A 20,587-nucleotide genomic window follows, 5' to 3' on the forward strand; every position below is an offset into this window, starting at 1 on the left:
TCGTCAACAGCTCACCGGGGGAGCGACGACGGATGGGGGAATACTGGGAGGGACGGGCGAAAACGCTCACGCGTGCGTGCGCCGCTCCCGCCCCGTCCAGGCACCCGCAGGAACAGAAAGGGTGGACATGACGACCCTCGGCTTTCTCTACCCGGGCCACTTCGCGGAGGACGACTTCCCGCGGACGGAGATCCTGCTCGACGCCGTCAGGCTGGTCGTGAACCACACCGACGTCGACGAGGACGACTACGGGACGGACACGCTGATGCGGACCGGTACGCCCGAACGGCTGGCCGCCGGGGTGACGGAGCTGCAACGCGCCGGCGTCGAGTCCGTCGTCTGGGTGAGCAGCAGCGGCAGCTTCCTGTACGGCTGGGAGGGCGCCCATGAACAGACGGCCGCCCTGGCCAGGGCGGCCGGGGTACCCGCCTCCAGTACCTCCTTCGCCTTCGTCCACGCGGTACGGGAACTGGACGCCGCCCGGGTGGCGGTCGCCGCGACCTACCCCGAGCCCGTCGCCGCGCTGTTCGCCGCCTTCCTGCACTCCGCGGGCATCGAGGTGACCGCCACCCGCGCCGCCGGTCTCGCCTCCGCCGCCGAGGCCGCCGCCTGGGACCTGGACGAGGTGAAGGACCTCGTCATGGCCGCGGACCGGCCGGAGGCGGACGTGATGCTGCTGCCCGACACCGCCCTGCACACCGTCGCGCACGTGACGGAGCTGGAGAGGCTGCTCGGCAAACCGGTCCTCACCGGGAACCAGGTGTCGGTGCGCGAGGGGCTGCGGCTGGCGGACCGCCGGGCCTGGTCCCCGAGGCTCGGCAGGATCTTCGCCGAGCGCGAGGCACCCCCGGCCCCGGTGGCCCAATGGGGCGCCGGCCGGGAGCGCGCGCACACCGGAAGAAAGGGGTGGTCCGGGAGGCAGACCCACTCCGGCCGGTGAGCCGGGGCGCTCGGCGGTCCGACCGGCGGGGAATAAACGGAGACCACCTCCTGTTGGCCTCTTCCGAACGTACGAGCCGGACGTAGGCGCAACACCGGAGAGGCCAGGACGTGGACGAGATTCGAGGCGACGAGATCCGTGGCAAGACGGAGGGAGCGGCCACCGTTCCGCTCTCCGTGCTGGACCTGGTCACCGTGGGCCAGGGCCGCACCGCCACCCAGGCGCTGCGCACGAGTGTGGACATCGCGCAGCTCGCCGAGCGCCGTGGATTCCACCGCTACTGGGTCGCCGAACACCACTCCATGCCCGGCGTCGCCTCCTCCTCACCGGCCGTGATCCTGGCCCACCTCGCGGCACACACCGAGCGCATCAGGCTCGGCTCCGGCGGCGTGATGCTGCCGAACCACGCACCGCTCGTCATCGCCGAACAGTTCGGCACCCTTGAGGCCCTGGCGCCGGGCCGCATCGACCTCGGTCTCGGGCGCGCCCCCGGCACCGACGGCGCCACGGCAGCCGCCCTGCGCCGGTCGGACCGGCTGGGCGAGGGCGCCGAAGACTTCCCGCAGCAGCTCGCCGAACTGACCCGGTTCCTGGACGACGACTTCCCCGACGGCCACCCCTACTCCCGTATCCACGCGGTCCCCGGACCGGTCCAGGCCACGGCCGAGGGCGGCGTCCAGTCCGCGACCCGTCCGCCGATCTGGCTGCTCGGCTCCTCCGGCTTCAGCGCCCGGCTGGCCGGTGTGCTCGGCCTGCCGTTCGCCTTCGCCCACCACTTCTCGGCCCAGAACACGGTGCCGGCCCTCGATCTGTACCGGGAGTCGTTCCGGCCGTCCGCGGTGCTCGACGCCCCGTACGCGCTGATCGGGGTCTCGGCCCTGGCCGCCGACGACGCGCGCGAGGCCCGCCGCCAGGTGCTCTCCGGCGCCCTGTCCATGGTCCGCCTGCGCACCGGACGCCCCGGCCTGGTCCCGACACCCGAGGAGGCGGAGGCGTACGCCTTCAGCCCCATGGAGCAGGAGTTCGTCGACAGCTGGCTGGTCAACATCGTCCAGGGCACGGCGGACGAGGTCCGCACGGGCCTCGACGACCTGGCCAAGCGCACCGGCGCCGACGAACTGATGATCACCGCCAACGCCCACGGCGGCGAGGCCCGACTGCGCAGCTACGAGCTCATCGCGGACGCGTACGGGCTGCCGGCGGCCTGACCCGGGCAACCGGTGGTCCGGCCCCCCGGGGGAGGTCCGGACCACCGGGGGTTCAGACCTTCAGCCCGCCGCCGATCAGCTCGGCGATCCGTTCCGGGGCCACCGCCCGTGAGTACAGCCAGCCCTGCCCGGTGTCGCAGCCGATCCGGCGCAGCCGTTCGGCCTGGCCCGCCGTCTCCACGCACTCCGCGGTGACGGTCAGGCCGAGGCGGTGCGCCAGGTGCACCATCGCCTCGACGATCGTCTCGTCGGCCGGGCTCGGGTGGGCGCCGTCCTCGTAGCGGAAGCCGCGCACGAACGAACCGTCCAGCTTCAGTACGGAGACCGGCAGCCGGCTCAGATTGGCGAGGTTGGAGTAGCCGGTCCCGAAGTCGTCGATGGCGATGCGCACGCCCATGTCGCTGAGCGACTGGAGGGCCTGGAGCGGGCGGCCCGCCGAGCCCATCACCGCCGACTCGGTCAGCTCCAGCTGCAGCAGTCCGGGATCGAGGCCCGTCTCGGCGAGGATCTCCGCGACATCGGTGACCAGGTCGGAGTCCCAGACCTGCCGCACGGCGACATTGACGCTGATGAACAGCGGGGGCTCGGTGGGGTGATCGAGCTGCCAGCGGCGGGCCTGGCGGCAGGCGGACCGCAGCACCCACCGGCCGAGCTGGACGATCGAGCCGTCCTCCTCGGCGATGGCGACGAACCGATTCGGTGAGAGCATGCCGAACTGCGGGTGGTTCCAGCGGACCAGCGCCTCCACACCGCGTACGACTCCGTCGGCCATCCCGACCAGCGGCTGGTACTCGATGGTGAACTCGCCCCGCTCGACGGCGGGCCGCAGATTGGAGGAGAGCGTCTGCCGGGTCATCCGGTGGGCGTTGCGCTCCGGGTCGAAGACCGTCCAGCGGGACTTGCCGTCCGCCTTCGCCCAGTACAGCGTGGTGTCGGCGGCCTGCATCAGTCCGGTCGCCGAGGTGCCGGCCACGGCCCGTTCCACCACCCCGATCGAGGCGGAGACGGAGAGCCGCTGCCCGGCCAGGTCGAAGGGTTTCTCCAGCGCGGCCAGGACCGTCCGGGCCAGGTCGGTGAGCTGCTGCGTACCGGCCGAGTCCTCGACCAGGACGGCGAACTCGTCGCCGCCCAGGCGCGCCACGAGATGGGCACCGGGGCGGTGCGGGCCGACCTGGGCCACGCAGTCGGTGAGCCGTGCGGCGACGGCGGCGAGCAGCCGGTCGCCGATCCGGTGGCCCATCGTGTCGTTGACGGCCTTGAAACCGTCCAGATCGAGGTAGCAGAGCCCGATCCGGCCGTCCTGGTGCCGGGGGGTCTCCAGGACGGCCGAGAGCCGCTCGAAGAACAGCGTCCGGTTGGGCAGCCGGGTCACCGGATCGTGCAGCTGGAGGTGGCGCAGCCGCTTCTGCAGCTCACGCCGGTCGCTGACGTCCGCGACGGAGAGGAGCACCCGGCCGGAACCGGAGTCACCGGCCCGGCCGGCCTCCGGTTCCGGCATCGGCACGACGGTGATCTCGGCCCACAGCGAGCGCCCGTCGGGATGCTTGAGCCTGCGGGTGACGCGGAACCGCGATCGCCGCCCGTGCAGCACCTCGCGGTACGCGTGCCAGGTGCGGCCGTCCTCGACGAGGTCGAGCAGATCGGCCGCCGACTGCGCGGTCAGTGCCGCGGCGGAGTTGCCGAGGAGGCCGCCGAGAGCGTCATTGGCGGCGACGACGAGGCCCTCGTGGTCGACGACGGCCATCGGGAGCGTGGCGGCCCGGAAGGCGGCGCGGTAGCCGTGCGGCTCGGATCGATGGGCCCCGGCAGGGGGCCACAAAGTGTGACACTCCGTGACCGACGGTCCTGCGGAGTGGGGGTGTGTGCCCGCCGTGGGCCTCGGCCCTTCGGAGGTTCCGCTCACCGTTCGCTCCCGCCGTGCAGTTCTGTCCTGAACAGGTGTGGCCGGACTGGCCCACCGCGCGGAACGCCGCTGTCGGAGGCGGGATCCACGCGGTAAAGCCTGGTGAAGCATAGAGGCTGGCACGTCGGCCGTTCCAGCGCCCGCCCCCTCCACGCCCCGCGTTCGCCCCGCATGGGTCAGTCCCAAGCTGATCTGGTTCGCCCACGACTGGTCGTTCCTGAGTGGTTCCGTTCTTTCGCGATCTTCCAGTGATTGATTGTGACTGTCCGTGAGAGTGAACGTCTTGGCCGGCTGCTGACTCGACTGGGGCAGCTCAACAGGACGGAAGACCCGAACCATCACAGGGTGGGTGCGTGACCGCAGTCCGCACCCGGAGGTAGATGTGCCGCGTCAGCACAGGACCGGGGGAGTGGAGAGGCCGAGCCTGCGCGGCGTGGCCGCGGCCGTGACCTCTCTCCTGGCCCTCGCGGCCACCTCCCTCGTCGCCGGGCCGGCCGTGGCCGCGACCGGCGAAGCGGGCCCGTGCGCACTGCCCCGCACCGAGGCGCACCATTCGCTCGGCCTGGGGGACTGGAACGACGCCTACCCCCGCCCCGTCCGCTCCCTCGACGCGGTCATGGTCTTCCTGTCCTTTCCCGACCACCGCCCCACCGTCACCCCGAAGGAACTCACCGCCGACTACTTCCCCGCCACCACCCAGTTCTTCCAGCGCGCCTCGTACGGGAAGTTCACCCTGCGCCCGCACCCGCTGAAGCAGTGGATCCGGATGCCCGAGGCCTCCGACTGGTACGGCATACAGCGCGACTGGAACAACGAGAGGCGCAGCGCCTATCTGCGCGATGCCATCGCGACGGCCGACCCGAAGGTCGATTTCTCCCGGTACGACATCGTCTATCTGGTCGCCGACCCGGACGCCCCGGGTGTCGACTCCGACGCCACCAAGGTCGTCAACTTCGAGCAGCCGCTGCACGCGGACGGTACGGAGATCCGGCGCCTCGTCACCGTCTTCGAGCAGCACCCGCCGGACCACAACGTGCTGGCCCACGAGACCGGCCACGTCTTCGACCTGCCGGACCTCTACCACAGGCCGTCCGACGGCAAGGGCGACTGGGACACCTATGTCGGTGACTGGGACGTGATGGGCAGCCAGTTCGGTCTCGCACCGGACTTCTTCGGCTGGCACAAGTGGAAGCTGGGCTGGCTGGACCGCAGACAGGTGGTCTGTGTCCAGCGCAGCCGGGACATCACCCTGGAGCCGATCGCCGCCGCGCCCGCGCCCGGCGGCTCCCTCGGCACCCGGCTCGCGGTGATCAGGACCGGTGAGGGCAGCGCCGTGGCCATCGAGGCGCGGGGCGCGACCGGCAATGACCTGACGACGTGCGCCGAAGGCGTCCTGCTCTACCGGGTGCGGAACACGATCCCGTCCGGCGGCGGACCGGTCGAGGTCCTCGACACCCACCCCACCACCGACGCCTGCTGGGACCGGTCCGTCTACGCCCCGCTCGCCGACGCCCCGCTGCGGGTCGGCGAGACGTACAGCATCCCCGGCGCGCACGCCAGGATCGAAGTCGCCGACCGGACGCCGTCGGGTGCCTGGACGGTCCGGATCACCACGGGCACATAGGCTTCTGTGATCACGAAGAAGCCCCCTCGCTTCCGCGAGGGGGCTTCTTCCGTCTGTGCGCCGCCAGGGACTCGAACCCCGGACCCGCTGATTAAGAGTCAGCTGCTCTAACCAACTGAGCTAGCGGCGCCTGCTGACGTCGTAGACATTAGCACCCTGATCGGCAGGAGGAAAAATCGAATTCCGGACCGCCGACGAGGGCGTCGACCTGGTGACTCGTACGCAGGCCCAGAGCAGTACGTCCGGACCCGGCAGCCAGGGCCCGCGAGTGTCGGGGGCGACCACCCAGCGGGGCCCCGGGGTGGCGGCCGTGCAGGTCAGGGGCGGGACGGTCACCGCGTCCCCGGTGCCGTGGCAGAGCAGCGGCGGGACCTTGGCCTCGCCGCCGTCCTGCTCCCGCGCGTCCGAGGCGGCGCGCGGTTCGAGACCGCCGCCCCACTCCTCCCAGTCGAGCAGCGACGGCAGTCGCTGGGCGGTGCCCGGGGAGGCGAAGAGCAGCATCCGTCCGCGATGCGTGGCGACAGGCCCCGAGCCGGGCCCGTCGGACCACAGGTGTTCCAGCATCCGGCGGCCGAAGAGAGTGGGCACGTTCACCACGTCGAAGGCCGATCCGCACGGCAGTACCCCCGGGGAAGTGGGGTGGGCCTCCCACTGGGCCAGCGTGCTGCGCGGATAGGCCGTGGCGCCGGCGAGCCAGGCGGCGCCGGCCGCCGTCACCTGGGCCGTCTGGTCCGAGGTCCGGTCCCGCAGGAGGGCGAGGACGTCAGGGCACTGCTGGGGGGTGTCGCTGGTGTGCAGGGTCGTTTCGTCTGGCAGCCATGCGCTCATGCGAGCATGTCTACCGGGAGTGATCAAGAGGATTCCGAGAGTTGCCGGAAATCGGGACAGGCGAGGGCCCGGAGGAGTATCTTGCCCGCGGGCATATGCCACTGGTGGTACCCGCGGTCAGGTGGTGGTACCCGCGGTCAGGGCCGGTGCCGGGGCCCGGCCCAGGGGCGGAGATCAGGGTGCGGAGCCGCCCAGCAGGCTCCGGCCGAACTCCACCATCTTCTTGGCATAGTCCTCGGTCCACTCCGCGCGCTGCGCGATGTCCGCGGTCGTCAGCCGGTCGAACCGGCGCGGATCGGCGAGCTGGGCGGCCGCGATCGCCTGGAACTCGACCGCCCGGTCGGTCGCGGCGCGGAACGCCAGGGTCAGCTCGGTGGCGCGGGCCAGCAGCTCCTGCGGATCGTCCATCGACTCCAGATCGAAGAAGTGCTCGGGATCGGCGACCGCCGCCGACGGCTCGAAGAGCAGGGGCGCGGGTCGCAGCCGCTGCTGCTCGTTCCGCTCGGGTTGCGCCATGTGGTGTTTCCTCCTTCGGTGGGCCCGATGGCCACCCTCCATTGTCCAACGTCGCGCAAGCGGCCGTCCGGCGTTCCGCGAACGGCCGTCCGTCGTTGCCACGATCACGGGAACCATGGAACGACATGTTGCCCATCCCGAAGCGTTGAAGGAGGAACCTTTTGTGCCCGGCAGACGGGAGGTCACCGGTACGGGACAGACCTACGCTACGAACACCATGGCGGAATGGAAGGAAACGGGGGCTTCCTCCGGAAGGCAGGATCCAGGCCCCTCCGGGGGCACCCGATGATCGCGCACGCCGGAGCGAGGTGAGGACCGGCCCCTCCTCGGGGGGAGAGGCCCCTCCGCGCTATGGCCGCCACGCCACCCGGTGTTCCGCCAGATGCGCCAGTACCGCGTGGTTCGCCTCCCAGCCGTCAGGGAACTTCACCGCGACCCCCAGCTGCACGGGCTCCGTCGACGGGTGCTCGTCCAGGAGCTCCGCGACGCCTGCCCGGCACACCACGACGCAGGCGTGCCGGTGGCGCGAGGCCAGTACGCACAGCCGTCCCGTCTCCAGATGGAACGCCGTGGCGTCCGGGCGGCCGGAGAGCGGGTGCAGGACCACCGTCACATCGAACTCGCGGCCCTGGAGCCGGTTCGCCGTGTCCACCGCCACGCCCGTCACCCCCAGCTCCGCGAGCGCCGCGCGTACCGCAGCCGCCTGGTCGCGATGGGCGGTGCCGACCGCGACCCGGTCCGCCGTCACCGGGACCGGCTCGGAGGAACGCTCGCTCGTCGCCGCGCCGCCCCGGTCCAGCAGCCGGCGGACGACCAGCGCCACCGCCCGCACCGCCTCCGGGTCGGTGCGCGGGGTGTGCCGGGCCGGCAGCTCCAGCAGGCCCCAGCCGGACTCCGCGGCCTCGTCCAGCACCCGGTCCGGTGCCGAGCCGTCGGACGCGACGCCGAACGACAGCCGCCGGTCCCCGTGGTCCGTACCGCTGCGGAACGGGGTGTACGGGTAGAACGCGTCCGAGACCAGCGGCGCGGCGGAGGCGGGCAGCCGCCACGACACCGGCAGCCGGTGCTGCGGCAGCCGGGGATTGTGCGCGAGCAGTGTGGAGACCGCGCTCGCGGACGGGTCGTACGAAAGCCCCGCCCACTGGTCCGCGCCGACGATCGAGAACGGGTCCAACTGGCCCGGGTCGCCGACGAACAGCGCCCGTTCGAAGAGCCCCGCGACGGCCAGGAGAGCGTCCGAACGCATCTGGTACGCCTCGTCGACGATCGCGTGCCCCCACGGCTCGACGTTCTTCACGTGCGCCCACTTGGCGGCCGTCGAGATGACGACGTCGAGCCCGGCGAGGTCCGACGCCTTGGCCGACTTCCGCACCTGGGCCAGGCCGTCCAGCACCTTGTCGTACGGGTCGGTGTCATTGCTGTGCAGCCGGCCGACCGGCAGTCCCGGGTCCTTCTCGGCCAGCCGCACCACCAGGTCGTCGACCTGGGCGTTGGTCTGCGCCACCACCATCAACGGGTGCCCTGCCGAAGCGAGTTCGAGAGCGGCGCGCACCACGAGCGTCGACTTGCCCGCGCCCGGCGGGGAGTCCACCACGATGCCGCGCGACGTACCGCTCAGGGTGTCGGCGAGGATCGCGTCGGTCGCCCGCGCGGCCTGCGCGCCCGGGTCGAATACGGCCGTCACAGGAGGTCCTCCGCGGTCACGGGATCGGGATGCTCGGCGCGCTCCGCGGCCGCACCCGGCGGTCCGCCGTGGGTCCACGGCGTCTGCTCCGGGTCCGGCAGCTTCGGGCCGCCGCGCTGATCGTGCTCGAACAGCGTCCAGGAGATCCGGTCACCCTGCTCGGGCACCGAACCCGGGGCCGGTTCCTTGCTCCTGCCCATCCGGTCGGTGATGCGCAGCACCAGCGGCGGCGGGCCGCCGTCCTCCGGTTCCGCGGCGAATCCCACGAACTCGGCGGTCTGCGGCCTGCCTTCGAGCGAGCGGTAGACCTTGGTGCGCTCGCCGAGATGCGGGCGCTCGTCCGTGCGGACCGTGATCAGTGGACGCGGGGACGGGCGCTTCGACTCGCTGTACGCCATCACCACCTCCGTCACCTCGCCGACGAACGCCTCACCGGCCAGCCGCCGTCCGGCCAGCACCAGCGCATCGTCCAAGGCCTCCTGCGCCTCCAGCTGGGCCTGCGCCGTCTCCCGCGAGGCCAGTTTCTGCGCCGCCGTCACCGCGTCGTCCCGGCGCGGCTGCGGCGGCTCACCGGAACGCACCCGGTCCCGGTGCCCGGTGAACGACCAGCGGTCCCTGGTCCAGCGGTCCTCGGCCCTGGCCCCCTCGGGCAGCTCCCTCAGCAGATCGAGCCCCCGCCACACCGCATCCCACGTCGGCCGCATCACCCCGGCCAGCAGCGCCCGGATCTCCCGCTCGGCGGCGGTCAGTTCGCCGAGCCGGGCATCGGCGGCGAGACCGTCCTCGGCCGCCGCGAGCGAGGTGCGCGCCCGGTCGTACTTCTCGATGGCGGGCGCCAGCAGCCGGTTGTCGAACGCCGGGTCCGTGGCCGGGCCGGCCGGCGGGCACAGCAGCTGGCCTTCGCCGTCGCGGTCCCGTTCCGCACGGAGTGCCGCCCGCGCCCCGGACTCGCCCGCCGGGGCGTCGATCCAGGCCAGCAGCGCGCCCAGATGCTGGTCCTCCAGGCTGCTCTGCCCGGTCGCCCAGTGCCGGTTCAGCAGATCCGTCGTGGCGAGCAGCAGGGAGGAGCCCGGCACCCTGGCCCGCTCCCCGTAATGCGTCAGCCAGCGGCCCAGCAGCGGGACGCGGGCGGGCGCGGGGTAAGGGGCCTCGGGGTCTTCCTCCGCCGTGCGCCGGAACCGCATCGAGCGGCCGAGCAGCCGTACGAAGTCGATGCCCGTCCGGCTCGGCACGATCAACTGCGGTGCGTCCGCGCACAGCTCGACCTCGACCTTGACCTTCTTCCCGGTCTCCGGATCGGTCTCGCTCCGCTCGGCGGGCTCGACGACGTCCTCGTACGCCTCGATGTGCGGCAGCACCGCCTCGGCCAGTTCGGCGAGGAACGCGAACCGCAGATCCCGGTCGCGCGGCTGCGCGACCGTCAGCAGCCGGGGCGCCTCCCGGTCGGTCCCGACGAGGGCGCCCAGCGGGGCGCCGGCCTCACCGGCGGTGGTCAGTGGCACCAGGACGAGCGGCCGGTCGGTGAGATGGCGGTGCAGGACAGTCGTCATCGGCTGTGCCCGGCCGCTCTCCAGGGCCTCCAGCCGGGCCAGGGTGCTGATCAGCGACATGACGGACCGCCCTCCAGGGCCTCGGCGCGCAGCGCCGCCGCCCGCCGCAGGGCCGCGACCGTCGGATCGGCCGGGTCGCCCTCCTTGCCCGCGGCGGCGGCCAGCACCGCACCCACCGTGGTCAGCCCGCCGAGCTCGCCCCGCACACTGCGCCCCAGGGTCTCCACCGCACCGGCCTCGCGGGACTTCGCCCGGCAGTGGAAGGCCAGCTCACAGGCGGACAGACACTCCGGGGCGTATGCCGCGCCGACCGACTCGACCGCCGCGTCCAGCTGCTGCCGGGGGCACTTTGGGTCGAAGGTGGCGCCCTCGGGCAGGGTCGCCGCGATGTCCTCGATCCGGGTCAGCCTGGTCAGCTGGCGCCGGGTGACCGCACGCTGTTTGCGTACGTCGACGACCGAGGCGGTGGGCAGATTGGAGAAGTCCTTCGGGCAGACCAGCAGGACCCGGTGGCCGACCTCGGCGCCCTCGGTCAGCTCCGCGATCCGCTCCAGGGCCAGTACGTAGACGGCGGACTGCCGGGCCGCCGCGCCGACCTTCGCGGCATCGGCGGAACCGTCGATCATGGGGAAGGACTTGATCTCGATGACCGTCCAGGTGCCGTCGGGATGCACCGCCACCGCGTCCGGCTCCAGGTAGGCCGGGGAGCCGGCCACCTCCAGGGCCAGCATCGGGTGGTCCAGCAGCGCCCAGCCGCCCGACTCGGTCGCCTCCCGCAGAGCGAGGGCCGTACGCGCCGCGCGGCCCTCGGGACCGGCCGCGGTCAGATCGGGGACCAGCACCTCGCGCGGGGCCTCGCCGTCGCCGCCGAGACGCTCGTGCAGCAGCCGCATCAGCTCCGTACCACCGTCGGCCTTGACCTTGGCCTCGAAGGCGTTGCCCCGGACGAGAGCGAACTGGGACTGGCCGAAGGGGGCCGGCGAACCGAGCGCGGCGGCCAGCGCGGCCTTGTCGACCCCCGCGCCGTCCAGCAGGGCGCGGCGCCGGCAGCCGGGGTTGGCGGCGAGGGCCGCCAGCGCGCGGGCATCCAGCGGACGGGCCGCGACGGCCGGCCCCCGCAGCTCAGCGAGCCGCTGCCGGAGCGTCGTCCTGTGCTGGTCGAGCGCCTGTGGGGGCTGCGGTGTCGGCCCGGGACGCGCGGCCGTCCGAGGCGTCTGCGTCGGGCGATGCCGGGGCGTCGGTGGAATCTGCGGAGGTGGTCCGCTGGCCAGGGATTCGCTCACCCGCCGAAGTGTTGCATCCGGCACTGACAACTGGGGACTTCGTGGTCGCGACGAGCCTCGGGAAGCGGGCTCCGAGCCGGTCCCTGATCCGGTCCGCGAGACGCATCACCGATCGGGCCAGCAGTGCTCCGACGCCCATCACGGCGGCGCCCGCGACCGCGTCGAGGAAGTAGTGGTTGGCCGTGCCCATCACCACGAACGTGGTGACCAGGGGGTACGCGATGCCCGCGGCCCGTACGAGCGGGTGGCGGCCGTGGCGCCACAGCAGGATTCCGCACCAGAGCGCCCAGCCGACGTGCAGGCTCGGCATCGCCGCGTACTGGTTCGTCATTCCGCTCATGCCGCGCGGGGCACTCGCCCCGTTGCCCCACCAGCCGTACGAGCTGTACTGCGCCATCGTGTCGACGAAGCCGTGCGTGGCGTCGAGCAGCCGGGGCGGGCAGGTCGGCAGCAGGGTGAAGCCGATCAGGCCGAGCAGTGTGGAGGTCATCAGCCAGGTGCGGGCCCTGCGGTACAGGGCCTCGCGGCGGCGGAAGAGCCAGACCAGGACGGCCGGGGTGACCAGATAGTGCAGGGACGCGTACACGAAGTCGGCGGGTATGCCTATCGAGGAGTGCGCGGTGAACAGCCGGTTGAGCGGATGTTCGAAGTTGATGTGGAGCGTCTTCTCCAGGTCCAGGATGCGCAGGCCGTGGTCGACGGCCGTGGAGACGTCGCCGCGCACCACCAGCCGGCCCGCCGAGTAGGCTGCGTACACCAGGGCCAGCAGCGGCAGCTCGGTCCACCAACGGGGCCGGGGGCGCGCCACGGGCGCGGTGCTGGCATGCTGCATCCGGAAGCTCTCCATCATGTGTTAATGCGACCGACGGCGGGCGTTCAACCGTACGGTGCAGGCCTGCCGTGATTCCCCCGGGGGTCCCCGTCGAAGGCCCCGTGCGTGTACGGACTTTTCCGTCGGATTTCTCCGTCGGACTTTTCCGTCGGATGTCTCCGTCGGATGTCTCCGTCGGATGTCTCCGTCGGATGTCTCCGTGCAGAGAGGGACGCCTGTTCGGCCCCGGGGGTTGCCTCTCGTACGCGTGCGCGATGATGGGAAAACCGGACGATCCGTTCTGTCCCGATCTCCGGCCTCAGATCTCAGTTTCAGGGAGAGCCGTCATGGCACCGCGTATCCTGCTCGCCCGGCACGGCCAGACGGAATGGTCCGTCAAGGGCAATCACACCGGCAGGACGGACATTCCGCTGCTCGACACCGGTCGTGCGGGCGCCAAGCTCCTCGGCGAGCGGCTGCACCGCGGGCCGTGGGCGGACCTGCCTGGCCTCGAAGTCCGCACCAGCCCACTGCTGCGGGCCAGGGAGACCTGCGAGATCGCGGGTTTCGCGGACCGGGCCGAGTCGTGGGACACGCTCATGGAGTGGGACTACGGGGCGTACGAGGGGATGACTCCGGCGGAGATCAAGGCGATCCGTCCCGACTGGTTCATCTGGCGCGACGGCGTGCCGGAAGGGGAGACCCTGGCCGAGCTGTCCGCCCGCGCCGACGAGATCGTGGACTGGGCCCGCTCGGCCGACCGTGACGTCCTGGTCTTCGCCCACGGGCACATCCTGCGGGCACTGGGGGCGCGGTGGCTCGGCGAGGACGTGTCGTTCGCGGCGCGCATCCGGCTCGATCCGACATCGCTCTCGGTGCTGGGGTGGGCGTACGGGGCGCCCGCGCTGGAACGCTGGAACGACACCGGCCACCTGGAGCGGTGACCCGGCCGCTGCGGGAGCGGCTCCGCCCGCCGGACGGGGCCCCGCCCGTGCTCCGCGGGCCAGGGGCGGGGACTTCGTGACCGGACGGCCGGCGGGCCCGGTTCGCCGGCCCGACCGGTCCCGGCCTCCGGGACCGCGGCGGGGGCTCGTCCGCCGCCGGACGACGCCACGCGTCCGCCGAAGCCGCTACGCGCCCGGCTCCGCGACCTCCGCGTACCGCTCCAGAAACCCCCGTACCTCCACCGCACCCCGCTGTGGCGCCAGCACCGCCGTCGCTTCCGCCAGCATCGCCCGGATACGGGACGACTGGACGCGGTCCAGCAGGTCCAGCACCTGATGGCCCGCCGTCGCCGCCTCCGCGGCCCGGCCGGCCCGCGCGAGATCCGTGGTCAGTTCGGCCCGGTACAGCGCCAGATTCCGGGTGAAGTGCGGGTCCTGGAGACGCGTCGCCCGCAGTGCGTGGCGGGCCGCCCGCGACCAGTCGCCCAGTGCCGACCAGCATTGGGCCTCCAGCATCTCCAGCTCCGCCTCCCGGAAGAAGGTCATCCACTCCGGATCGGCGTCGCCGGGCCCGTGCCCGAACGCGGTGTGCGCACGGCCGATCGCCCGTTCGCAGCCCGTACGGTCCCCGAGCCCCGCCCGGCCCCCGGCCTCCCGCAGGGCGAGCAGGGCCAGCAGCCGCGGCGAGCCGAGCGACTGTGCCGCCCGCTGCCCGGCCTCGGCCGCGCGTACGGACTCGCGGGGCCGTCCCGTGTCCCTGGCCAGGAACGACGTATTGCAGAACGCATGGGCCTCCAGCGCCGCGTCGCCCGCCACCCGCGCGGTGGCGAGCGCCTCCGCGTAGTGCGAGCGGGCGTCTTCGAACCGGCCCGAGTCATGCGCCAGCCAGCCCACCGAGATGGCGAGTTCGCCCGCTCCGGCATGCAGTCGGTCGGCGGTGGACCGCTTGGTGGCGGTCCCGGAGTCGAGCAGCGCGTACGCCGCCCGCAGCGGCCGGGACGCTCTGCGGTACAGGCCGTCGCCGCCGTGCCGGTCGTCGAGCAGCCGGATCTGCCGTACCGCCTTCTCGACGGCGCTCACCTCGGCCTCGCCCACGCGTCGCGGGTCGGGCAGGGGGGCGGCGGCGGACGGGCCGTCCAGGCCGAGGCCCAGGGTCGCGGCCGCCATCGCGGTGGTGCCGCTCGTCATGAATACGCGACGCAGCACGTCGCTCTCCTCATCGGTGTCGCTGTGGAGCGCAGGGGGCGGTGGGGTTTCGGCAGCGGCCCGCGCAGCCCGGCCGCGTACGGATTCGCGCGGCGAGAAGCCCAGGTCCGCCAGGGTCGTTCCGGGGAACATGTGCAGGAAGACCCGCTCGTACGCGTAGTTGGGGCAGCGGATCTCGCCGGACTCCACGCGTCCGATGTACCGGGCGTCGCACGCGACCTGCTCGCCGATCTCGCGGGCGGACCTGCGTACCGCGGCAGCGAACTCCCCCGCGGAGCGCGGGCCGCGCAGCCGCCGGAAGGCGAGGTTGGGAACGGCCCCTGTCGACACCATGGGATAGGCCCTCTCCTCTGCAGCCGGGGTTCCTGCTTCCGGTGTCCCGGCGGAGCAAGAAGGTACCGGCTGTGACCGGTCACACATTCAGCGTTTGTGTGCAAAAGGGGTATCTCGCCCGCGATCCGCCATGAACTGCCACCCTTTGCGGCGGCGTGGCACCGTAGCCCTTGACGCCGTCGGCGCGTTGGTCCATGCGGAGACGGAATCCGGCTCCGCCCGGCGATGAGAGGAGAGGTCCCTTGTTGCATCTCGGCACGGAGACCGGCTCGCGGACGACCGCGACGACCCCGGCCGCAACGGGTGCCACGGCGCCCGCCGGCCTCACGGAGGACCACGGCGCCGAACCCTGCGACCTGGTGACGGTACCGGCCCGCCAGGGACTGGAGGCCGTGGACATCCTGCGCCGCGGCGCCGACCTGGAGGCCGTCGGCCCGGTCCTGCACGACGGCGCCTGCGACACCCTCGGCTTCCTGGTGCCGCCGGGCACCGCCGAGGCGTGGGACGTACCGGGCAGCGCCTGTACGCAGACCGACGGCCGCGGGCTGCGCGTCCCCGCCGAGCCGCCCGTCACCGGCAGCGGCTGGCTGCTGCCGCCGGGAGAGGACGCCCCGGTCACCGACCCGGCCGCGCTGCGGGCCGCGCTCGACCAGGCGGCCCGGCTGATCGAGGCGGCCGACAGCTGCCGCTGACCACCGCCTTCCTGCCCGCGCGCTCATAATGGGCCGGTGGCCGGATCCCTCCGGCACGGCCGGTTCCGTACCGGCCCGGAGCGATGAGCAGTGAGCAGGCGCGAGCAGCAGTGGCACGTCGAGGAACGCCGGGCAGCGGCGCGGGCGCCCGTAAGCGGTCCGACCGCAAGGCCGACGCCAGGTCCGAACGCGTGGGCGGGCGCAGGGCGGAACCCCTCGCCGAACCCGTGGACGGCGGTCTCGCCGAGCTGGTGCCCGACCGGGAGCGCCCGCACGCCTGGACGCTGACGCTCGACGGCGCCCCCCAGTCCCATGTGGACCTCGACGACCCCACGTATCTGTCCTTCGAGTACCAGCGCAGGATCGGCCACATCGCCGACCTCGTCGCGCCCCCCGGGCAGCCCCTGCACGTCGTGCACCTGGGCGGCGGCGCCTTCACACTCGCCCGCTACGTCGCCGCGACCCGGCCCCGCTCCACCCAGCAGATCGTCGAGGTGGACGCCGCGCTCGTCCAACTGGTCCGACGGGAGCTGCCGCTGGACCCGCAGGCCAGGATCCGGGTGCGGTCCACCGATGCCCGTGCCGGGCTCGGGAAGATCCAGGACGACTGGGCGGACCTCGTCGTCGCGGACGTGTTCAGCGGGGCCCGCACACCCGCGCACCTCACCAGCACCGAGTTCCTCGCCGAGGTGCGCCGGGTCCTGAAGCCCGGCGGGAGCTACGTGGCCAACCTGGCGGACGGGCCGCCGCTGACCCATCTCCGCGGCCAGATCGCCACCGCGGCCACGGTCTTCCCCGAACTGGCGCTCGCCGCCGACCCGACCGTCTGGCGCGGCCGCCGCTTCGGCAACGCCGTGCTGCTCGCCTCGGACCTGCCGCTGAAGGTCGCGGAGCTGACCCGCCGGGTCGCGACCGATCCGCACCCCGGACGCGTCGAACACGGGCGGGCGCTCGCCGACTTCACCGGTGGCGCGGCGGCGGTGAGCGACGCGGACGCTAGGCCTTCACCGGCGCCACCGCCGTCGGTCTTCGGGTAGGAGAGCGCCGAAGGCCTCGGCCGGGATGCCAAGGACCGACAACACCGTTCCGGGCCAATGGACTTCAGGGCTCTTGTGCGTCGGCCGGGCGACCACGCCCCGGTTTCCCGGAAGGCGATCGAGGCGCGGACAGCTGACTCGTCGACGAAGTCTTCGGGCACCGCGACCGTCATCGGCTCGTCGGCGCGCCCGACGCCCACGGACCAACACCCCCTCCGCGCGCCCCGGCCGGCCTCACACCCCCACATCCGGCCGGGGTGGGTGCGCGCCCCTCTTCCTCGGTGCCCGGACGAAGCCCGACGGCAGCGCTAATCCGCCCGGTTCACCGCCGACAGCACGGCCTGGATCGACGCGGTGAGGACGGACGTGTCCTGGCCCGCCCCCCAGCGCCGCTTCCCGCCGGTGCCGACCCGGCACTGCGTGTACGCCATCGCCGGGCTGCCCCGCCCCGTCGACGTCGCGTGCTCGGTGAAGTCGAGGACGTCCACCTCGATGCCCGCCGCGGCCAGCGCATGGGTGAACGCCGACACCGGGCCGTTGCCGGTGCCCTCGTAGTCGCCCTCCCGGTCGCCCACCCGCAGCGTGCAGATGAACCGGTGCTCACCGGCCGGGTTCCGGTCGGTGGACCAGGAGGTCAGGGCCACGTTCCCGTCCCGTCCGGGGGCCAGGTACGCCGCCTCGAAGAGCTCCCACAGATCCTTCGGCGTGGCCTCCAGACCGCTGTCGTCGGTCGCGGTCTGCACCGTGCGGGAGAAATCCGCGCGCAGCCCGGCCGGCAGGTCCACCCCGTAGTTGCTTCGCAGCAGATGGGCGATGCCGCCCTTTCCCGACTGGCTGTTGACCCGGATGACCGCCTCGTACGTACGCCCCACGTCCGCCGGGTCGATCGGCAGGTACGGCACCGACCACAGGTCCGAGCCGCTGCTCGCGTGATGGGCGAAGCCCTTGCTGATGGCGTCCTGGTGGGTGCCGGAGAAAGCGGTGTGGACGAGATCGCCGCCATAGGGGTGGCGGGGCGGCACCGGCAGCCGGTTGCAGTGCTCGACCGTGCGGCGGATCTCGTCGATGTCGGAGAAGTCGATCATCGGGTCGACGCCCTGGGCATGCAGGTTGAGGGCCAGGTTGACCAGGTCGACATTGCCGGTGCGCTCCCCGTTGCCGAACAGGCAGCCCTCCACGCGCTGTGCGCCCGCCAGGACGGCCAGTTCGGCGCACGCGGTGCCGGTGCCGCGGTCGTTGTGCGGATGGACGGAGAGGATCACGGCGTCGCGCCGTTCCAGGTGACGGTGCATGTACTCGATCTGGTCCGCGTACACGTTCGGCGTGGCGATCTCCACCGTGGCGGGCAGGTTGTGGATGACCGGCCGGTCCGGGCAGGCGTCCCACAGCTCGGTGAGGCCGTTGCAGAGCTCCAGGACGAAGTCCGGCTCGGTGAGGACGAAGACCTCGGGGGAGAACTCGAACCGGATGTCCGCCGCGGGCCGCGCCCGCGCCAGGCGCTCCATCCGCGTCGCCGCCTCGCGCACCACGCCGTGCAACTCGGCCCGGCTGCGGCCGAGCACGACATCGCGCCAGACGGGGGCGGTCGGGATGTACAGATGGACCACCGCGCGGTCCATTCCCTCGATGGATGCGAAGGTCCGCTCGATCAGATCCTGCTTGGCCGGGGTGAACACGACCACGGTGACGTCGTCCGGCACGGCGCCGCTCTCGGCCAGATGCCGGACGAAGTCGAAGTCCGTGCGGCTCGCGGACGGATAGCCGACCTCGATCTCCTTGTACCCCATGGCGACGAGCAGATCGAACATCCGGCGCTTGCGCGGGGTGTCCATGGGTTCGGCCAGTGCCTGATTGCCGTCGCGCAGGTCGACGGGTACCCAGAGTGGGGCCTTCTCGATCCGGGCCTCGGGCCAGGTGCGCCCGGTCAGCGGGACCTCGACGCGGTCGAAGGCCGAACGGTAGCGGTGGGACGGCATGGAGCCGGCGCGCTGCGGGTTCCAGCGGGGCGCGTCGGCGGGCACGGGCCCGCGCGGGGTGCAGATGGTGGGGAAGCTGTGCATCGGTGACAGACGGTCGGACATGAAGGCGGTCTCTTCTCGCATCGCCGGATGCGACCGGCACAGCACGGCATCCCGCGGCGGGGTGCCGGTCGCTTCAGGCCCCGCCGCGGCAGCCGAGAAGAAGGAGACCGCTGTGCGTCATGCCCGGTAGGATAGCCAGGAAGCAAGTCCTCAGACAACCTGACAGGTGAAACCCGTGTCCTCGCTCGGTCCGCTCCGCCCCAGCCCCCTGGTCGAACAGGCCACGCACCATCTGCGCGAGCAGATCACGGAGGGGCACTGGCCGGTCGGAACGAAGATTCCCGGCGAGACCACCCTGGCCAAGACCCTCGGAGTGGGCCGCTCCACCGTCCGTGAGGCGGTGCGCACCCTGGCCGCGCTCGGCCTGCTCCAGTCCCGTCAGGGCGCGGGCGTCTTCGTCATCGCCGACCACGTGACGGAGGACTGGCCGACCCGACTGCGCCGGGCCTCGGTCACCGACGTCTACGAGGTGCGCATGCTGATCGAGGTCCAGGCCGCCCGGCTGGCCGCGCGGCGCCGCACGGACGAGGACCTGGTCGCCCTCGACGCGGCACTCACCGCGCGGCGGGCGGCGGGGGCGGGAGGGGACGCCGAGTTCGTCGACGCGGACATCGCCCTGCACCGCGCTGTGGTGGTCGCGGCCCACAATCCCGTACTCACCGACCTCTTCGGCGAGTTCGCCCCCGCGCTGCGGCAAGGGCTCATCGACCTCGTCGAGCTGTTCGGCCTGCGCCGCGAGGATCCGCACCACGGCGATGCGAGCCATGACGCACTGGTGCGGGCCGTCGTGGCCGGTGACGCGGATTCGGCGGGCCGGGCCGCACAGACCGAGCTGGAGGCCACGCTGGCCCGGCTGCGGGCGGCGTAGGGCCGACGGCTCCGACGCGTCGGGGTGGCGCGACCGGCCGCGGGGTGTCGGGGATGAAGCCGCCCCCGGGGATCAATGGAACCGTGGTTGACGCCGAGATCGCTCTCGGCCGCCCGGCGCAGGGCCTGGATGCCGCGCCGGCTTTCTCCGGAAGGTCATGGGGAAGTCGCCGCCCGGCTCTCCCCGCTCAAGCACGCGAATCTCGACGTGCTGGGCCGCTGCGGCTTCCGCGCCTCCACTCCGGCCGGCGACGGCCCGCGCCCGCTGCGCGACCCGGCCGGGGTCGAGCCGGACGACGGCACGGCCGAGCCGGTCGACGTAGGCCCCGCCCCGAAAGAATTGAAGATCACATTAGAAAAATCAAGATTCACGGCTTGGCATCTTAAAAAACTCAATGTACAAATGAATGACGAACGCGTCGCCGAGAGAAGGGGGCCAGCGTGGACTGGCAGGAACTGACGGACCTGACGCAGGGGCGGCCGTTCGTGGTCGAGCGTGTCCGCCTCGCCGGGAGCGGTGTCGTGGTCGAGGGGCAGTTCGAGCCGCCGCAGCTGGCTCAACTCGGCGTCGACGACCAGGTGTTCGTTGCCGCGTTCGTACGGTCGCACGGTTCGATCAAGGAGATGGAGCGGATCTTCGGGGTGAGCTACCCGACGATCAAGTCCCGGCTGAAGCGGATCGGCGAGGCCCTCGATTTCGTCGAAACCGACCCGGCGCCCACCAGTGCCGATGTCGTCGACCGCCTGCAGCGGGGGGAGATCAGCGCCCAGGAGGCGCTGGCCGAGCTGGAGAGGCTCCGATGATGCCGTTTCTGGTGACGGTGGGCTATCGCCGTCCCGACAGCCGCCGGTGGCGGCTGCACGTCCCCTTCCTGCCGGTACTGCTGGTGCTGTCGCCGCTGCTGCTGCTCGCCGTGACGGCCGGACTGGTCGCATGCCGCGCCATCCGGGTGAGCCCGGCGGGCGCGCTGCGCGTCACCGGGCAACTGCTGTGGGCGCTGCCCGGCACCCGGTTCGAGATCGAGCAGGGCCGAACGGCCGTGCTGATATGCGTCAGATGAGTCAGAGGGGAAGAGCAAC

General features: G+C 72.4%; 18 protein-coding genes and 1 tRNA gene. 10 read left to right on the plus strand and 9 right to left on the minus strand.

What is annotated here, in order from left to right; translation table 11 throughout:
- Nucleotides 1–127: 127 nt before the first annotated feature.
- Nucleotides 128–940, plus strand: a complete 813-nt coding sequence (locus ACIOHC_RS01045; protein WP_365692437.1) for a decarboxylase — start codon at nucleotides 128–130, stop codon at nucleotides 938–940.
- 110 nt (nucleotides 941–1,050) lie between these two features.
- Nucleotides 1,051–2,148, plus strand: coding sequence for an LLM class flavin-dependent oxidoreductase (locus ACIOHC_RS01050; protein ID WP_365692395.1), 1,098 nt, complete (start codon nucleotides 1,051–1,053; stop codon nucleotides 2,146–2,148).
- A 52-nt stretch (nucleotides 2,149–2,200) separates the two neighbouring features.
- Here ACIOHC_RS01050 and ACIOHC_RS01055 read toward each other — a convergent pair whose 3' ends face one another.
- Nucleotides 2,201–4,051, minus strand: coding sequence for an EAL domain-containing protein (locus tag ACIOHC_RS01055; RefSeq protein ID WP_365692394.1), 1,851 nt, complete (start codon nucleotides 4,049–4,051; stop codon nucleotides 2,201–2,203).
- A gap of 409 nt (nucleotides 4,052–4,460) precedes the next feature.
- Between ACIOHC_RS01055 and ACIOHC_RS01060 the strand changes: the two genes are divergently transcribed.
- Nucleotides 4,461–5,675 carry a M6 family metalloprotease domain-containing protein gene (locus ACIOHC_RS01060; protein WP_351073283.1) on the plus strand — a complete coding sequence of 405 codons (1,215 nt, stop codon included), beginning with the start codon at nucleotides 4,461–4,463 and terminating at the stop codon, nucleotides 5,673–5,675.
- 56 nt (nucleotides 5,676–5,731) lie between these two features.
- On the opposite strand, the gene ACIOHC_RS01065 is transcribed toward ACIOHC_RS01060, so the two are convergent.
- From ACIOHC_RS01065 to ACIOHC_RS01090, 6 genes are all read right to left on the minus strand, one after another.
- Nucleotides 5,732–5,805, minus strand: a tRNA-Lys gene (locus ACIOHC_RS01065).
- Nucleotides 5,796–6,503 carry a bifunctional DNA primase/polymerase gene (locus ACIOHC_RS01070; RefSeq protein WP_351073281.1) on the minus strand — a complete coding sequence of 236 codons (708 nt, stop codon included), beginning with the start codon at nucleotides 6,501–6,503 and terminating at the stop codon, nucleotides 5,796–5,798. Before ACIOHC_RS01070 ends, ACIOHC_RS01065 begins: the two co-directional genes overlap by 10 nt.
- Nucleotides 6,504–6,677: 174 nt before the next feature.
- Nucleotides 6,678–7,019 (minus strand): hypothetical protein, encoded by a 342-nt coding sequence (locus ACIOHC_RS01075; protein WP_351073279.1) that lies wholly within the window; start codon nucleotides 7,017–7,019, stop codon nucleotides 6,678–6,680.
- A gap of 349 nt (nucleotides 7,020–7,368) precedes the next feature.
- Nucleotides 7,369–8,703, minus strand: a complete 1,335-nt coding sequence (locus ACIOHC_RS01080; protein WP_365692393.1) for an AAA domain-containing protein — start codon at nucleotides 8,701–8,703, stop codon at nucleotides 7,369–7,371.
- Nucleotides 8,700–10,313 carry a hypothetical protein gene (locus ACIOHC_RS01085; RefSeq protein ID WP_365692392.1) on the minus strand — a complete coding sequence of 538 codons (1,614 nt, stop codon included), beginning with the start codon at nucleotides 10,311–10,313 and terminating at the stop codon, nucleotides 8,700–8,702. The genes ACIOHC_RS01080 and ACIOHC_RS01085 overlap by 4 nt, the downstream gene beginning before the upstream one ends.
- Nucleotides 10,314–11,375: 1,062 nt before the next feature.
- Nucleotides 11,376–12,368 carry a phosphatase PAP2 family protein gene (locus ACIOHC_RS01090; RefSeq protein WP_365692391.1) on the minus strand — a complete coding sequence of 331 codons (993 nt, stop codon included), beginning with the start codon at nucleotides 12,366–12,368 and terminating at the stop codon, nucleotides 11,376–11,378.
- 326 nt (nucleotides 12,369–12,694) lie between these two features.
- On the opposite strand from ACIOHC_RS01090, the gene ACIOHC_RS01095 reads away from it, so the two are divergent.
- Nucleotides 12,695–13,291 carry a histidine phosphatase family protein gene (locus ACIOHC_RS01095; RefSeq protein WP_351073272.1) on the plus strand — a complete coding sequence of 199 codons (597 nt, stop codon included), beginning with the start codon at nucleotides 12,695–12,697 and terminating at the stop codon, nucleotides 13,289–13,291.
- Between the two features lie 186 nt (nucleotides 13,292–13,477).
- Here the strand turns inward: ACIOHC_RS01095 and ACIOHC_RS01100 are convergent, their stop codons facing one another.
- Nucleotides 13,478–14,830, minus strand: coding sequence for a tetratricopeptide repeat protein (locus ACIOHC_RS01100; RefSeq protein ID WP_351073270.1), 1,353 nt, complete (start codon nucleotides 14,828–14,830; stop codon nucleotides 13,478–13,480).
- A gap of 242 nt (nucleotides 14,831–15,072) precedes the next feature.
- Here ACIOHC_RS01100 and ACIOHC_RS01105 point away from each other — a divergent pair, with 242 nt between their 5' ends.
- Nucleotides 15,073–15,522, plus strand: a complete 450-nt coding sequence (locus tag ACIOHC_RS01105) for a hypothetical protein (protein WP_351073268.1) — start codon at nucleotides 15,073–15,075, stop codon at nucleotides 15,520–15,522.
- Nucleotides 15,523–15,632: 110 nt separating this feature from the next.
- Complete coding sequence (locus ACIOHC_RS01110; RefSeq protein WP_351073588.1) at nucleotides 15,633–16,559, plus strand: fused MFS/spermidine synthase; 927 nt, start codon at nucleotides 15,633–15,635, stop codon at nucleotides 16,557–16,559.
- Between the two features lie 308 nt (nucleotides 16,560–16,867).
- On the opposite strand, the gene leuA is transcribed toward ACIOHC_RS01110, so the two are convergent.
- Nucleotides 16,868–18,640, minus strand: a complete 1,773-nt coding sequence (gene leuA, locus ACIOHC_RS01115) for a 2-isopropylmalate synthase (RefSeq protein WP_401840845.1) — start codon at nucleotides 18,638–18,640, stop codon at nucleotides 16,868–16,870.
- Nucleotides 18,641–18,815: 175 nt separating this feature from the next.
- On the opposite strand from leuA, the gene ACIOHC_RS01120 reads away from it, so the two are divergent.
- The 4 genes from ACIOHC_RS01120 (at nucleotide 18,816) to ACIOHC_RS01135 (ending at nucleotide 20,568) form a co-directional block, all read left to right on the plus strand.
- The gene (locus tag ACIOHC_RS01120) at nucleotides 18,816–19,508 is read left to right on the plus strand and encodes an FCD domain-containing protein (protein WP_351073264.1); all 693 of its coding nucleotides are present in this window, start codon (nucleotides 18,816–18,818) and stop codon (nucleotides 19,506–19,508) included.
- Nucleotides 19,509–19,595: 87 nt separating this feature from the next.
- On the plus strand, nucleotides 19,596–19,967 hold the full coding sequence (locus ACIOHC_RS01125) for a hypothetical protein (RefSeq protein WP_351073615.1): 372 nt from the start codon (nucleotides 19,596–19,598) through the stop codon (nucleotides 19,965–19,967).
- Nucleotides 19,949–20,311, plus strand: a complete 363-nt coding sequence (locus ACIOHC_RS01130) for a DUF2089 domain-containing protein (RefSeq protein ID WP_351073262.1) — start codon at nucleotides 19,949–19,951, stop codon at nucleotides 20,309–20,311. The genes ACIOHC_RS01125 and ACIOHC_RS01130 overlap by 19 nt, the downstream gene beginning before the upstream one ends.
- Nucleotides 20,308–20,568, plus strand: a complete 261-nt coding sequence (locus ACIOHC_RS01135) for a hypothetical protein (RefSeq protein WP_351073260.1) — start codon at nucleotides 20,308–20,310, stop codon at nucleotides 20,566–20,568. The genes ACIOHC_RS01130 and ACIOHC_RS01135 overlap by 4 nt, the downstream gene beginning before the upstream one ends.
- The last annotated feature ends 19 nt before the right edge of the window (nucleotides 20,569–20,587 follow it).

This window comes from Streptomyces sp. NPDC088252 (assembly GCF_044740965.1).
In the GTDB taxonomy this organism is placed as follows: Bacteria; Actinomycetota; Actinomycetes; order Streptomycetales; family Streptomycetaceae; genus Streptomyces.